Source organism: Candidatus Berkelbacteria bacterium (genome assembly GCA_016432625.1).
Classification (GTDB): domain Bacteria; phylum Patescibacteriota; class UBA1384; order 2-12-FULL-50-11; family 2-12-FULL-50-11.
In genome coordinates this window covers 502,870-516,981 of sequence record CP066697.1, presented here as the reverse complement: position 1 = coordinate 516,981, position 14,112 = coordinate 502,870, and the positions used below count along the sequence as shown (strand labels likewise).

The window sequence follows — 14,112 nt, the reverse complement described above, 5'->3', positions numbered from 1 at the left end:
CAGTATGCGTAAAACCCTGGGCTTAGTATTGAAAAAGCAGAATATCGGCGAGACCGATCGCATTTTGACGATCTTCTCGCCTGATTTAGGCAAGAAGCGAGTTGTCGTGAAAGCCGTCCGTCGGCCAACAAGTAAACTTGCGGGACACCTCGATACCTTCATGCTCTCGCAATTAATGCTGACCGATCACGACGAATTGCCCCGTGTAACTAGCGCCGTCCTCGCGGAGCCATTTGAACCAATCCGAGACTCGCTGGAGCTAACGCAAAAAGCATTTCATATCTCCAAAATTGTCGAAAGGGTAACTCTTGAGGATGTAAGCCAGCGGGCGATATTTCAGCTTACTTTAGACGCGTTTGCCCGACTTAGTCAGGGTTGGCAATGGCCGCCGATATGGCTTTATTTTTTGAACGAACTCGTTAACGAACTCGGCTTGGGCCCGAATGACTTTGCTTGCCAAAAATGCGGTAAAAAATTATCTGAAGCAGCGACCTGGCTGTACGATGAGCGACGTCTGGTCTGCGAGACATGTACGCCGGAAATCGCCGATAGTATTCAACTAGAGAAAAACTCAGTAAAATTGCTGGTGCTTTTAAGAAAGAGCAGTTTTATGTCAATTCACACAATCAAAATTCCAGACTCAGTCGCCAAGCAAATCGAAGAACTATTACTACGGGAAATTACCCAGTGGTTTAACAAACCTTGGAGCACATATGCGGGCTTGGCTTGAGATTGACCTCGACGTTGTGCGTCGAAACACCGCGATTCTTAAGAAGAAAATTGGTTCGAACGTCGGCGTAATCGCCGTCGTTAAAGCTGACGCATACGGCCACGGAATTGAGACGATCACTAAAACCTTAAACGCGTCGGGCGTCGATATGTTTGCGGTAATTTCACTCGAGGAAGCCTTGAAGGTTAAGCGGAATAGTCGCAAACCGGTTCTGATTCTGAATTACCTCAACAGCCAAGAAACGTCCGAGGCTATCGAGCACGGCTTTGCTTTGACGCTTTACGACAAAGAGATGATCCCGCAAATTGAACGAGCAGCGCAACGGCTCGGACGTCAAGCCAAGGTTCACCTGAAGGTTGAAACCGGACTCAATCGACTAGGGGTAGCGATTGAAGACGCCGTCGATTTTTTAATAAGCCAACGACACTTCCCACACATTAGTGTCGAGGCAGTTTTCTCGCATCTAGCTGACGCGACCGACTATCAGCTAAACCTCGAGCAGCTGCGGCGTCTTCAGGACGTGATTTTGCGGACCCAGGATAAAATTGAGATTTTACCGTTTCACCTCGTCTCAAGTTATGCCCTCGATAATTTTCAGGAGGGATATCTCGATGCCGTACGAGTTGGGCTAGCGTTTTATGGCACAGACGGTGTGATAGATGGTCTCGAGCCTTGCCTTACTTACAAGACGGTGGTGGCGCAAGTTAAATCGATTGATGAGGGCGAGGGCGTCAGTTACAACCACCTTTGGGTAGCGAAACGTGACTCAGATATTGCCGTCTTGTCCGCGGGGTACGCCGAAGGCTTCACTCAGGCTCTGACCGGCAAGGCAGAGGCACTAATCAACGGCTATCGCGTGCCGATTATCGGTAAGATCGCTATGAACCTCTGCGTAGCCGATGTTACAGGGTTGCCAATTAAACGAAGTGATGAGGTGGTTTTAATTGGCTCTCAGAAGAACGCAACGGGTCAGACTGAAACAATCAACGTGACAGAACTTGCCAAGTCCTCAGGCCTTCGTCATCATGAAATTGTTACTCGAATCGGCACCGCCGTCCCACGGAAGTATTTGGGCGAGTAGCGTTAATATTGGGAGGGGATATGGCTGAAGATAAGCAACAAGCTAAAACCGAAGAACCAAAAAACACCGCTATCAACGGTGCTGAGACTACTACTGCAAATGATGGCTCTTTGGCGATAAATCAGGCGCCAGAGACTCCTAAGCAACCAGATACGGGTCCATCTACCGCTGCTCCAGAAGCCGCTAAAACAGAAGAAGCGACTGTGCCCGCACCATCCCAGGCCACCCCAGCCCCAGAAACGCCAGTAATTGTTAGTGAGGCTGATATCGCTGCGGCACAAAAAGAGAACGATCCGCACGAATCACTCGGGGAACAAATCGAGGTTCTAACCGGAGAGGTACAAGCTCTCGAGTCCAAGATTGAAAAATTAACTAGCGGCGTTGGCGAAAGTGCTGCCGAACCACCAGTCACGAAGAAAGACGGTGAAACCGTGCTCTCTACGCCCCCGACTGAGGCTCCAAAAAGCGAGGAAGTTAAGCCTGCTGAAGTGCCGCCACCACCCGTGGAGCAACCCGCGCCTGAGCAACCAAAGCCAGAAGAGGCAAAAGTACAGGAGCCAATTCCAGTTACGCCGCCGCCGGCCGCTGCGCCCACTGCTGCTGCGATACCGAAGAGCAACACCAGCCAGTCTGCTAAGCCAGTAAATGATATCTACACCAAAATCCTTAGCGGTCCGCAGGGTCAGACCCCGCCGGCCGATCACAAGGACTTAAACGACGAAGCGACAATAGAAGAAGGAACTAGCGGCATCGGTACGATCGGTGAGGTCTTAATAGTATTTGGCCTCATCGCCTTACTCGGCCTCCTCGCCTCGCCATTTCTGAAATCCACACTGGGTAGTAACTGGGACGCGATTAAATCAATCGGCTGGCCAACAGCGACAATCAGTCTTGGCCTAGGTTTCATTCTCTTCCTGTTCAACAAAGGGCGGGCAATGTTCAAAATATTTGCCTTCGTGATGCTGCTTATTTCGGCGGTGATGCTACTCTCAGTCTTCGACTACACTTCCATGCTTGGGCCGCTCGCCAGCTTCCTTGACCCGATTGCTTCCTTCTACAAGTAGAAAACTTCAGTTAGAATTAGGGCGATGGTTAAACCTGAACAAATGCAGGAATTTGTGGCCTGGGCTAAACGCCGGGGCGTCATTTGGCCTTCGAGCGAAATATACGGCGGCCTGTCGAATTCCTATGACTACGGCCCAGTCGGTGTTGAGATGAAAAATAAGCTGCGTAATTTTTGGTGGCGCACAATGGTTGCCGAACGCGATGATATTGTCGGTATTGATTCACCGATAATCCTTAACCCCCAAGTCTGGGAAGCGGCTGGGCATACGGAGAACTTTACTGACCCGCTCGTCGAAGATCTAGTAACCCATAAACGATATCGAGCCGACCACCTAGAAGATCCGTCCAAAAGCCCGGAGGGTAATCCAGTTAGTGAGCCACGCCAGTTTAATTTAATGTTTAAAACCTCAATCGGCCCGGTAGAGGAGGAAGCATCCGTCGCCTACTTACGGCCTGAAACTTGCCAGGGCATTTTTATCAATTTCAAACAAGTTCTAGAAGCCTCTCGAAAAAAAATACCCTTTGGGATCGCGCAAATCGGCAAAAGCTTCCGTAACGAAATTACACCGGGTAATTTTACGTACCGCACTCGGGAGTTCGAGCAGATGGAGATGGAGTTTTTTGTCCGTGAAGACGAGGCCGAGGAATGGTTTGATAAATGGGTTTATGCGCGGCTGCAGTGGTATGTTGAGCTCGGTGTCAGCAAGGAAAACTTGCGACTATATAAACACCCAAAATCGGCGTTATCGCACTATTCAAAAGCCACAACAGACATTGAGTATAAGTACCCCTGGGGTTGGGGCGAGCTAGAAGGAATCGCCAATCGCGGCGACTACGATTTAACTGCGCACCAGAAACATTCCGGTAAAGACATGTCGGTTTTCGATGAAGAGACAAAAGAAAAATTCATCCCCTGGGTGATCGAACCAGCCGCCGGGTTGGATCGGGCATTGCTTGTGGTTTTGCTTGACGCTTGGCAGAACTTTGAAAAAGGCCGTAACGATGCTGGCGAGTTGGAGACAGTATTATCAATTAACCAAAACCTTGCTGCGTACGATGCGGCTGTTTTGCCACTTGTTAAAAAGGAACCGTTGTTAAAATTTGCGGCCGAACTCGTGACTAAATTACGCGCTGAGGGAAAGAATGTTTTTTACGACGAATCCGGCTCGATCGGCCGGCGCTATCGTCGCCAAGACGAGATCGGCACCCCGGTTTGTTACACTGTCGATTTTGAGTCAGTTGAAGGTAAGACCAAGGGCACGGTTACCGCTCGCGACCGCGACACGATGAAACAAGAACGAACCACGCCCTAACTCTACAATTCGACCCAGCTAACTGCTATTATTGCGCCGACAGGTCAGGGCAACTTGGCTGAGTTCTTTGGAGGTATGAATCAATGCGTCAATTATTGTCGCTTTTCGTTGTATCGGTCTGGGCCACATCAGTGGTAAGGGCTGACGAGTCGACAATCGCCGTGATGGTCAACGGGCGTCCAACCAAGCTCGCAAGCTTCTCCGCGTACACTTCGCGTAGGGCTAGCGCTCTAGCAGTCGAAAGTGGCGGAGCGTTCTTTGCTGGGGGTGGCGGTACGGTCATCAAGTGTGATGGCCAAGGCAAAATGATCTGGAAAACAGTGGTCGGGACGGCTGAGGACGAAATCACCGCTCTCAAGGCATCATTAGGTGGTGTTTACGTTGCCTGCACAAGGAACTACCGGGGCAAGGACAAGTTTCCGGTAGCATTTCAGCTTGGCAAAAGCGGACGGATTGTTTGGAAAGCCAAACTGGAAAGGTTTCGTGATGCTGAATACGTCACCGACGACGGTGGCGGCAACTGCTTCGTCTCCGGCCACACCAAATCCGGTGAGCTTTTTGTCACTCATCTCGACGCCAAAGGCGTTGCCCAATGGCATAAGGAGCTGAAGGCACCGAAGATCTCTGACGACGAGGCAGCATCCGCGGACGCGGACGAGAACTTTTACGCCTTCTTCGCTGTCAAGGGTGGCAGACTGGTACTGACGTACCCGTTCCAAGCTGATAGCAAGCATACTTTTTATGAGTTGGATCTTCGCAGTGGGGCGCTCTTGAAAAGTTACACGAAGGTATGGAACGGCGCGGTTAACCTGCCTTGGTCCGCGAAAGACGGCAAGGGGCGCGAGTACGTAATCCGTGACTCCGGGTAGCTTCAGTACTGGGTCCTTTAGGGCCGGCGTATGCCGGCCCGTTTCTTTACCCAACGCTTCTGTTTTAAGAACGCGCGTTCAAGTCCTCGATCTTCGCTGAGAGAACGAAGTCACTTTCCGATAATCCGTCGATTTTGTGGGTCCAAATAATAATTCGCACAAAACCCCAGCCGAATTCGATGTTCGGATGGTGGCCCTCAGACTCGGCGATTTCGCCGACCCCATTAACAAACTCCAAGGCACTTTGGAAATCCGGAAATTTATAGGTTTTTTCAAGGTGTTTGGCATCGCGCAAATTCCAGCCCGGCGCTTCACTGTCGAGCTGACTTTTCAATTTCTCTAAGGCCTTGCCCTTGAGTGGCGGAACCCCGCCTTCACACGGGACGCATTTTTGCTTGGCTAATTCGTTCATAGCTGCATTTTATCCTATCTGACGAAGCTCAACAGTGTTATTTCTGACAAACACTTGACAACCATTTCGCAAAGCCATACTGTAAATCGCAGCACGTGGAAAAAAGTGGGATGGAGTGGGGAAAAGTGGAAAAGTCCATTACCCATCAGGAGGAGGCTTCATCCAAACTTTTCCACAAGCAAGACCATATGAATTTAAAGAGAAAGGTAAATGTTAACTACGAGCGCTTGAAAAGTGCGAGGAGTAACAGCAACGAAGTTGATGTTAATAGGAGAATTCACACACAATCTGGACGCCAAGGGGCGCCTCTCAGTGCCGGCCAAGTTCCGGTCCGAGTTAGGGTCATCGGCGATCGTCACCCGAGGACTCGACAAGTGTTTGTTTTTGTATCCGAAAGCGGAATGGGAAACGATGGCAACTAGACTCGCCAACTTGCCAATCTCCAGTTCCAACGCCCGGGCGTTTGCTCGGATGATGCTCTCAGGAGCGATGGAAGTGGAAATTGATAAGCAGGGGAGGGCGCTACTACCTGGGTACTTGCGTGATTACGCTGGTATCAAGGGACCAGTAATGGTTACGGGGGTGTTTAACCGTGCTGAAATTTGGGACAAGCAAACATGGGACGCATACAGCAAACAGGCTGCCGTTGATAACGAAAGCAATGCTGAAAAGCTGACCGAATGGGAACTCTGATGACCATGTTGTTGACCCACACCAACTTTTTGATGACCAGTGGCGGGGGAACTAGTAAGTCGGTTCCTCAACGTCAGGTTTGTATTTCATATAATCATTTGACGAAGAGGCTCTCTCCGTAAGGAAAGAGACTCGCTATCGGGTCTTTTCCTGCCCTTACTATTAGGGAGGAACCTATCCCCGGTGGCTATGACCGTCTTCTGACCCCTGCAACTGGCCGTGGTTACAACGAGACAATGTAAGTGTAAGAGAAAAGCACCTAACAAATGATGGATAAAACTTCAAAACACATCCCTGTCCTAGTACAGGAGACGCTCGGCTATCTTCAGTTGGGAAATGGAGGAACTTATCTTGACTGCACGTTTGGCGGAGGGGGGCATTCAAGAGAGATTCTGCGTCGTATCGAACCCGACGGACATGTGTACGCTCTAGACCGGGACGGTACAGTTGCGCCATTTGCCGAAGAGCTGTCTCGCGAGTTTCCTGATCGGCTGAAACTTTTCAACTTAGCTTATGATCGACTAGATGAGCTAGACGCGAAATTTGACGGCATTCTGTTTGATCTCGGGATATCTTCTGACCAATTGGAAGCCTCGGGACGTGGGTTCAGCTTTAGCCGCAATGAGCCGCTCGATATGCGGTTTGATGAGCGAAGCGGTCAAAATGCCTCGCAGCTGCTAATGCAGACGGGAGCCGAGCGACTGGAACGCATCTTTCGTGATTTGGCCGAAGACCGGCAATACCGCTCACTGGTAAGAAAGATTGTCGATGCTAGGCGCCGCGAACCGATTCGTACCACCAATGACTTCATGCGGATTGTCGGCACCACACAACCCAGTGTTCTAGCGCCCTTGTTTCAAGCGCTCCGAATTGAAGTTAATGACGAGTTACACACCCTGAAAATTGGTTTAGAGAAAGCCGCAGCGGCTTTAAAAGACGGGGGTAGGCTGGTCGTCATTAGCTTCCATTCATTAGAAGATCGAATTGTTAAGGAATTCATGCGCGAAAATATGACCGTCGTAACAAAGAAGCCAGTTATCCCATCGTTAGAAGAGCAACGCTCTAACCCAAGAAGTCGGAGCGCCAAGTTACGGTCTGCAATTAAATCAACAAACTAGAAAGCCAAAAATCCAAATGAACCAAATCTCAAGAATCCAGCGACGCCGAGTTTACAAGACGGGCAATGTTTTCAGCGTCGGCCCAACCGCATCGCGATATCTGATCTTGGTTATCTTGGCGGTTCTCTCGCTACTCTACTTGGTTCAGTCTGCACAGGGTTCCGATACGGCCATTCAGCTGCGAGACGCCCAAAAGCAAGTCACAGAAGCGGACCGAGTGTTCGATACTCTAGTTATTCAGGAGCGTCGCACCCGTTCGCTACAAAACCTGACCGACGCCGCCAACAAGCAAGGGCTTGTACCGGCTGGTGGTAATCCAGAAACCTTGAACGTTACTCCGTAACGATGGCGTCGCTAAACGCCTCCTCGGGTTCCAACGGCCGATTGATAGTCATCTTCGGACTGATTTTCTTCTTAACGGGAAGCATTATCTTTCGGTTGTTTGAAAAACAGGTTATAGAGCATGATGATTTTGTTAAGGCTGCCGAGACCCAATCGACAGCGACAACGGCGATAACAGCTCCGCGGGGGAAGATATACGCGAAGGACAAAGACGGACAGCTTTACCCGTTAGCAATCAGCCAGTGGCAATATCTGTTGGAAGTTTCGCCCCGCCAGGTTAAAGACAAGCAAACACTGGCCGCGCTCTTGGCTAAGGATCTGCCCGAGCTCAAAGAAGAGGATATATTCTCAAAGATTAATAACGACAAGCTCTATGTTCCAGCGTTGATTAAGGGATTAGATGAGATCAAGGCACAATCGATTACCAAGCAGAATTATAAAGGTGTTTTTGTTAAGCCAGTGTTAGCGCGAGTCTATCCTGAAGGGGACAAAATCGCGCCGCAGGCTTTAGGTTTTGTTGGCGCCGACGGTAGCGGCAAGTATGGCATTGAGGCAGTTCACGACGACTTGCTACGCGGTCGTGGCGGTAGCACTAAGGCCAAGCGCGACTCACTCGGGCGCCTTATAGATATTCTTAGCACTGAGAAATCTGAGGCAGGTCGCGACCTTGTACTTACAATTGACTACAATTTGCAATTTATCGTCGAAACGAAACTGCGCGAGGCGCTCGATAAATATAAAGCTGACGGCGGATCGGTTATCGTTATGAACCCAGTTGACGGGGGGATTATGGCTATCGCCGGCTCTCCGAGTTACGATCCTAACGCTTTCTCGACTCTCAAAGGCGACGAGCAATATAAATTCTTAACGCCAGCAGCCAGCAATATATACGAGCCGGGCTCGGTTTTTAAACCGCTGACGATGGCCTCGGCGATAGACGCAAAGTTAGTTGAGCCAGAGACAACCAACACTTTCGGGAAGTCAGTTGTCGTAAAAGATCGTGAAATATTTAACGCCGAAAACAAAGTTTACGGTAAGGAAACAATGACTCAAGTACTGGAAAACTCCGATAACGTAGCTATGGTCTGGATCTCTAGTCTCTTAGGCGCAGATAAGGAGAGGGAGTACTTTGAGAAGTTTGGCTTCGGTACCAAAAGTGGTGTTGACCTGGTCGGTGAACAGTCCGGACGTTTACCGGAAAAAAAGGAATGGAATGACGTTCTGCGTTCAACGGCGGCGTTTGGTCAAGGCGTTTCGGTAACAACGGTACAGCTTGCTGCTGCCTATAGCGCCCTAGTCAACAAAGGTAATCTGGTAACGCCCCATTTAGTTGAGAAAAGTGTTTTAAACGAGAAGGCGGAAAACTTGAAGCATGAAACTCGCGGGCAAGTAATCAGCGCCGAAACTTCAGCTAAAATTCGCCAGATGATGGTTAGCGTCGTTGAAAATGGGCACGGTAAACGAGCTAAAGTAGAGGGCGTTAGCGTCGGCGGTAAAACTGGTACGGCCGAAGTTCCGGATCCGCACGGGGGCTATTACACGGATCGACACATCGGTACATTCGCCGGATTTTTCCCAGCTGAGAATCCTAAGGTAGTAATGGTGGTCCGTTTAGACAACCCAAAAACTGTTGAGTTTGCCGAATCCTCAGCTGCCCCGACGTTCGGTGAGATTGCCAATTGGATCGTCAACTATTTGCAGCTACGCAGTTAGTCCCGCACTAGACGATTGCCCCAAGGGCTCCTAGTCGTTAAGATTTGTTTATGGATTTAAGGGCGTTCTTACTATGGTTGTCTGCCAACAGCCGACTCGCAAACGATAAGCCGTTTATTATTGCTATTACCGGGTCGATTGCCAAAACTAGCACTAAAGAAGCAGTCGGTGCGGTCTTAAAGCGGGCGTATGGAGAGAGCCAAGTTAGGGTTGGCTACGGGAACCTCAACACTTACTTAGGACTACCCATGGCAATCCTAGGCTTTAAGGTGGATTTCTATAAACAAAAAATTAGCTGGCAGTGGCCGTTCATTCTGCTCGCAGCGATATGGCGCTCGTTCACCAATAAGCTGCCAAAATATCTAGTCATTGAAATGGGAGCCGATAAGCCCGGTGACTTGGCGGAGCTCCTCGAGCATATAACACCCGATATCGGCATCATTACTTTGGTCGGCGAGGCTCACCTCATGAATTACGAGTCTTCCGAACAGCTGGGCGAGGAAAAAGGCAATTTAGCCCAAGCTACTAAACCTAGCGGGCTGGTACTGCTTAACCGGAACGACCCATTTTTCAAAACGCACTTAAAACGATCACGCGCCCAGGTAGTTGAGTTTGAGTGCCCTACCGCCGAGATCGCTCACCGCGTTGCTGAGCTTGTCGGCAAGCACTTGAAAATCGACCCTAAAACTATCGGTGAGGCGCTACTAGGCGATTGGCGTCCGGCTGGGCGATTGCAACACATCTCCGGTCGGTACAAGGTGATTGATGACTCCTATAACGCCTCGCCCGTATCGATGCGAGCCGCCTTGGAAGAACTCTCAAAAATGCCTAAGCCCCGCGTTGCTATCCTGGGCTCAATGCTTGAACTTGGTTCGCAGGAAGTTAAGTTCCATGAGGAAGTTGGCATAATGGCACATCAACTGGCAGATAAAGTCATCGGTGTTGGCGAACTAGCGAAGCACTATAAACCAGACAAGTGGTACCCAACTAGCGCTGAAGCTGCCGATAAGGTAGTTGCGGAGTTACCAGAAGCTGCTAGCATACTAGTCAAAGGATCCCACGGGATTAGAACAGACCATATTGTGGAGGCGTTACATTAAACAATGGACTTCTTAGACGGTGGCAACTTCGCACTTGCCAAGACATTCTGGCTCGCGACCCTCTCCTTTCTCGTGGCGATACTATGGACGCCGCTTTTTACTGACTTCCTTTACAAAAATCGACTAGGCAAACGGATTCGCCAAACAGGTTTTGACGAAAAAAACGCGCCAATTTTTTACTCGTTACATAAGCACAAGGAAAATACGCCCACGATGGGCGGCTTGCTGATTTGGATTACGGCCGCTGTTATTACCTTATTAATGAATCTTAACCGGGGCCAGACTTGGCTGCCGTTATTCACTCTCGTGAGTACCGGCTTTGTCGGTGCTGCCGATGATCTGATGAATATCTTTGGAGTCGGACCGAATCGTGGCGGCCTACGATTTCGCTGGAAACTTTTGCTTTACACGCTAATTGCCTTAGTTGGCGCCTGGTGGTTCTTCTTCAAGCTCGAATTCAGTATTATTTCCGTTCCTTGGCTGGGACAAATTGAAATCGGTATCTGGTACATCCCTATTTTCATCGCTGTTTTAGTTTTCACCACCTTCTCTGCCAACGAAACCGACGGCTTAGATGGGTTGGCGGGCGGAGTGATGGCGAGCTGTTTTGCTGCCTACGGCATTATTGCCTTGCTGCAAGACAAAACAGAGCTAGCGGCGTTCTGCGGCACAATACTAGGCGCCTTGCTCGCCTTCCTCTGGTTCAACGTTTATCCGGCAAGGTTCTTCATGGGGGATACTGGCGCTATGGCGTTAGGGATGACTTTAGGGGTAATAGCGTTTTTGACCGACACGGTGTTTATTCTGCCAATTATCGCTTTTGTACTCTGGGCGGAAGGACTCTCGGCGATTATTCAGATTTTGTCGAAGAAGCTTCGGCAAGGAAAGAAAATATTTCTCTCGGCGCCGATACACCACCATTTCCAGGCAATCGGTTGGCCGGAGCCGCGTGTCACGATGCGTTTTTGGATTATCTCCGCTGTCATGGCAATGATCGGACTTTTTGTCGAAGTAGTTAGCCGCTAAGCGGGTTCTCACAACAGGTATTCTTTGAGATACTACCAGGTGATGGGGTGGGAAGATTTTCGCTACAAACAGGTTGGGTTATTGGGCGCTGGATTGGAGAACCTAAGTCTCGTTCCACACCTGGTTAAAGTTAAAGCGACCGTATTTCTTTGCGAGCAAAATCCCGACGCCCTGCCCAAGGATTTTAGTTACCATTTCCCAGACGTTAAAATCGTTACCGGAGATAAGCATTTAGAAGATCTGGGCCGGTATGACTACGTCTTCCGCTCGCCCGGCTTACCTATTGAACGCGTCGAGGCGTCATTGAGAAAGGTTAAAGATCGGCCGGTTATAACCAGCGCCACTGACTTATTCCTGGCGATGACGAAATCGGTTGTGGTTGGGGTTACGGGCACGAAGGGCAAAGGCACTACTTCGACGATGATTGGGGAGATACTGCAAGCCGCCGGCAAGTCGGTTGTTGTCGCGGGCAATATCGGCAAGCCAATTTTTTCTGTTTTCGATGAGCTGACACAGTCGTCGATCGTTGTCCTGGAGCTGTCGAGCTTCCAACTGGAGGACCTTAAGAATAGCCCACACGTCGCCGTTGTTCTGCCGATCACAGAGGACCATCTTAAGCCCTTGAGCGTAGCGAGTCCTAACTATCACCAAACCATGAATGACTACGTCGCTGCCAAGGCTCATATCACCCTCCACCAAAGTCAGGATGATTGGCTGGTCTTTGCTGCCGACAACGCCGAGTCGACAGCCATTGCTAGCGTCTCTAAGGCCAAAAAAATCGCTGTTTCACAGGCGGCGTATCAAACACACTGGAACGTTGATCCGCAAGGCGTGGTGTACCGTAACGGTGAAAAATTTACTGCTTTAGCAAAACTAAATCTGCGTGGACAACATGTTTTTTTGAACGCGACTATGGCGATTGCTGTTTGTGAAACCTTCGGCGTTAAGATCTCGGCAATTGAAAAGGGCCTACGTCACTTCAAACCACTCCCACATCGCCTAGAAGATGTTGGAGTAGCGCAAGGCCGTCGTTATGTGGACGACTCTTACGCCACTGCCCCTGAAGCAACGATCGCTGCGCTAACCGCTTTTACAGAGCCAGTGGTGTTGATTGCAGGTGGCTCGACGAAAGGGGCAAGTTTTGATGAGTTCGCCAAAGCAGTAGCGTCTTCAGCGGTAAAAGGAGTGGTGTTAATCGGTCAAGAAGCGCCGAAGATTGCCGCTGCTCTCAAGATCCACGCGGCGCAAACCAAAATACTAGATGGTGGGAAGAGCCTGGACGAAGCAGTTGAAAAGGCGCGACAGCTGTCAAGTGAGGGGGACGTTATACTACTCTCACCTGGCTGTGCCAGCAAAGATATGTTCAAAAACGCCGCGGAGCGCGGAGATATTTTCAAGAGTTTGGTCCGTTCATGAATTTCAAGTTACGCCGTAAGGCCGATACGACTATCCCGATTGTGGGTTTCGCCCTTTCACTATTTGGCCTAGTGATGCTTTCGAGCAATTTTGTTAATTGCGAGAATTCTGAACGATGAACTTCAAGCTTCGCCGTAAGGCCGATACGACTATCCCGATTGTGGGTTTCGCCCTTTCACTATTTGGCCTAGTGATGATCTTATCCTCCTCACAAATTCTTGCCGCCGACCGTTACGATAATTCCTATTATTTCTTCATCAGGCAGCTGGTTGCGTGGTTGATAGGAGTTGGCGGGTTCTTATATTTCCTAAAAATTCCGCTTGATACGCTTTACGAGAACCGGACAAGGCTTCTCTGGATAACTGTCGTCACATTACTACTTGTCTTTGTACCGATTATCGGTCCCAGAATTGCCGGAGTGCATAGATGGATCGATCTGGGATTTTTTCAATTTCAACCGGCTGAACTTGCCAAGCTACTGATGATTATTTTCTTTGCGGGATTTTTTGCTGCCAAAGCTAATAAGATGGGGGAGCCGACCAAAGTCCTGGTGCCGTTTATCGTCGTAGCGGGAGTGATTACCCTGCTTGTGATGGCGGAGCCAGATCTTGGTACGACGTTCGTTATATTGATCACCGCAATGACGATCTTTTTTGCCGCCAAGGCTCAGCTGCTGCAGTTTCTTGCCCTCTGCGTCGCCGGCGCTGTTCTGTTAATGGGTTTAATCTTTGCCGCGCCGTACCGCATGCAGCGACTTACTTCATATTTGAACAAGATCAATAACACGGCCGATACCCTCGGCGAAGCCTATCATACCCATCAAGCCTTAATTGCTGTTGGCAGCGGGGGGTTGTGGGGCGTAGGTTTCGGGCAAGGAACGAGTAAGTACGCCTACTTGCCTCAAGCACACACCGACTCAATATTCGCCGTGATTGCCGAAGAGCTGGGTTTCGTGCGAACAAGCCTAGTACTACTGGCATATTTATATCTAGCGTGGCGCGGTTTTCTGGTGGCGTTGCACGCCAATAGTAAGTTTGCCCAACTCCTGGCGGCTGGGATCTCAACTGCTTTTATTGCTCAGGCTCTAGTAAATATCGCTGGGATTTTGAGCGTGCTGCCCCTGACAGGGGTACCATTGCCGTTCATCAGCTACGGCGGTTCGTCATTAATAATTTCGCTAGCCGCTCTTGGATTACTGACAAACGTTTCTCGCGAAAGACTCGAAGGTTAAGGT

14 protein-coding genes are annotated in these 14,112 nt (G+C 49.9%); 13 read left to right on the top strand and 1 reads right to left on the bottom strand.

Going from position 1 to position 14,112, the window contains the following annotated elements; translation table 11 throughout:
* The first annotated feature begins 4 nt into the window (after positions 1-4).
* From recO to HY845_02965, 5 genes are all read left to right on the top strand, one after another.
* Entirely contained in the window at positions 5-730 is a 726-nt protein-coding gene (gene recO / locus HY845_02985; GenBank protein ID QQG51501.1) for a DNA repair protein RecO, read from the top strand.
* Entirely contained in the window at positions 714-1,811 is a 1,098-nt protein-coding gene (gene alr, locus HY845_02980; GenBank protein QQG51500.1) for an alanine racemase, read from the top strand. Before recO ends, alr begins: the two co-directional genes overlap by 17 nt.
* Before the next feature lie 20 nt (positions 1,812-1,831).
* On the top strand, positions 1,832-2,875 hold the full coding sequence (locus tag HY845_02975; protein ID QQG51499.1) for a hypothetical protein: 1,044 nt from the start codon (positions 1,832-1,834) through the stop codon (positions 2,873-2,875).
* 42 nt (positions 2,876-2,917) lie between these two features.
* Complete coding sequence (locus tag HY845_02970) at positions 2,918-4,189, top strand: glycine--tRNA ligase (protein QQG52156.1); 1,272 nt, start codon at positions 2,918-2,920, stop codon at positions 4,187-4,189.
* An 83-nt stretch (positions 4,190-4,272) separates the two neighbouring features.
* Positions 4,273-5,058: a hypothetical protein gene (locus HY845_02965; GenBank protein ID QQG51498.1), complete on the top strand. Its 786-nt coding sequence runs from the start codon at positions 4,273-4,275 to the stop codon at positions 5,056-5,058.
* Between the two features lie 64 nt (positions 5,059-5,122).
* Here HY845_02965 and HY845_02960 read toward each other — a convergent pair whose 3' ends face one another.
* A complete protein-coding gene (locus HY845_02960) occupies positions 5,123-5,470 on the bottom strand; it encodes a 4a-hydroxytetrahydrobiopterin dehydratase (protein QQG51497.1) in 348 nt (115 codons plus the stop codon).
* A 261-nt stretch (positions 5,471-5,731) separates the two neighbouring features.
* Here HY845_02960 and mraZ point away from each other — a divergent pair, with 261 nt between their 5' ends.
* From mraZ to ftsW, 8 genes are all read left to right on the top strand, one after another.
* Positions 5,732-6,163 carry a division/cell wall cluster transcriptional repressor MraZ gene (mraZ, locus tag HY845_02955; protein ID QQG51496.1) on the top strand — a complete coding sequence of 144 codons (432 nt, stop codon included), beginning with the start codon at positions 5,732-5,734 and terminating at the stop codon, positions 6,161-6,163.
* Between the two features lie 266 nt (positions 6,164-6,429).
* Positions 6,430-7,281 (top strand): 16S rRNA (cytosine(1402)-N(4))-methyltransferase RsmH, encoded by an 852-nt coding sequence (gene rsmH / locus HY845_02950; GenBank protein QQG51495.1) that lies wholly within the window; start codon positions 6,430-6,432, stop codon positions 7,279-7,281.
* A gap of 16 nt (positions 7,282-7,297) precedes the next feature.
* Positions 7,298-7,624 (top strand): hypothetical protein, encoded by a 327-nt coding sequence (locus HY845_02945; GenBank protein QQG51494.1) that lies wholly within the window; start codon positions 7,298-7,300, stop codon positions 7,622-7,624.
* 2 nt (positions 7,625-7,626) lie between these two features.
* Positions 7,627-9,336: a penicillin-binding protein 2 gene (locus tag HY845_02940; GenBank protein ID QQG51493.1), complete on the top strand. Its 1,710-nt coding sequence runs from the start codon at positions 7,627-7,629 to the stop codon at positions 9,334-9,336.
* Positions 9,337-9,386: 50 nt separating this feature from the next.
* A complete protein-coding gene (locus HY845_02935; GenBank protein QQG51492.1) occupies positions 9,387-10,436 on the top strand; it encodes a hypothetical protein in 1,050 nt (349 codons plus the stop codon).
* Between the two features lie 3 nt (positions 10,437-10,439).
* Positions 10,440-11,462: a phospho-N-acetylmuramoyl-pentapeptide-transferase gene (gene mraY / locus HY845_02930; GenBank protein QQG51491.1), complete on the top strand. Its 1,023-nt coding sequence runs from the start codon at positions 10,440-10,442 to the stop codon at positions 11,460-11,462.
* 42 nt (positions 11,463-11,504) lie between these two features.
* A complete protein-coding gene (gene murD, locus HY845_02925) occupies positions 11,505-12,878 on the top strand; it encodes a UDP-N-acetylmuramoyl-L-alanine--D-glutamate ligase (protein QQG51490.1) in 1,374 nt (457 codons plus the stop codon).
* A gap of 115 nt (positions 12,879-12,993) precedes the next feature.
* Entirely contained in the window at positions 12,994-14,109 is a 1,116-nt protein-coding gene (ftsW, locus tag HY845_02920) for a putative lipid II flippase FtsW (GenBank protein ID QQG51489.1), read from the top strand.
* The last annotated feature ends 3 nt before the right edge of the window (positions 14,110-14,112 follow it).

Coding starts and splice junctions, on each gene's coding strand:
- ftsW (QQG51489.1), top strand. CDS start 12,994: ATGAACTTCAAGCTTCGCCGTAAGGCCGATACGACTATCCCGATTGTG.
- alr (QQG51500.1), top strand. CDS start 714: ATGCGGGCTTGGCTTGAGATTGACCTCGACGTTGTGCGTCGAAACACC.
- recO (QQG51501.1), top strand. CDS start 5: ATGCGTAAAACCCTGGGCTTAGTATTGAAAAAGCAGAATATCGGCGAG.
- HY845_02970 (QQG52156.1), top strand. CDS start 2,918: ATGCAGGAATTTGTGGCCTGGGCTAAACGCCGGGGCGTCATTTGGCCT.
- mraZ (QQG51496.1), top strand. CDS start 5,732: ATGTTAATAGGAGAATTCACACACAATCTGGACGCCAAGGGGCGCCTC.
- HY845_02940 (QQG51493.1), top strand. CDS start 7,627: ATGGCGTCGCTAAACGCCTCCTCGGGTTCCAACGGCCGATTGATAGTC.
- murD (QQG51490.1), top strand. CDS start 11,505: ATGGGGTGGGAAGATTTTCGCTACAAACAGGTTGGGTTATTGGGCGCT.
- HY845_02975 (QQG51499.1), top strand. CDS start 1,832: ATGGCTGAAGATAAGCAACAAGCTAAAACCGAAGAACCAAAAAACACC.
- HY845_02960 (QQG51497.1), bottom strand. CDS start 5,470: ATGAACGAATTAGCCAAGCAAAAATGCGTCCCGTGTGAAGGCGGGGTT.
- HY845_02935 (QQG51492.1), top strand. CDS start 9,387: ATGGATTTAAGGGCGTTCTTACTATGGTTGTCTGCCAACAGCCGACTC.
- HY845_02945 (QQG51494.1), top strand. CDS start 7,298: ATGAACCAAATCTCAAGAATCCAGCGACGCCGAGTTTACAAGACGGGC.
- HY845_02965 (QQG51498.1), top strand. CDS start 4,273: ATGCGTCAATTATTGTCGCTTTTCGTTGTATCGGTCTGGGCCACATCA.
- rsmH (QQG51495.1), top strand. CDS start 6,430: ATGATGGATAAAACTTCAAAACACATCCCTGTCCTAGTACAGGAGACG.
- mraY (QQG51491.1), top strand. CDS start 10,440: ATGGACTTCTTAGACGGTGGCAACTTCGCACTTGCCAAGACATTCTGG.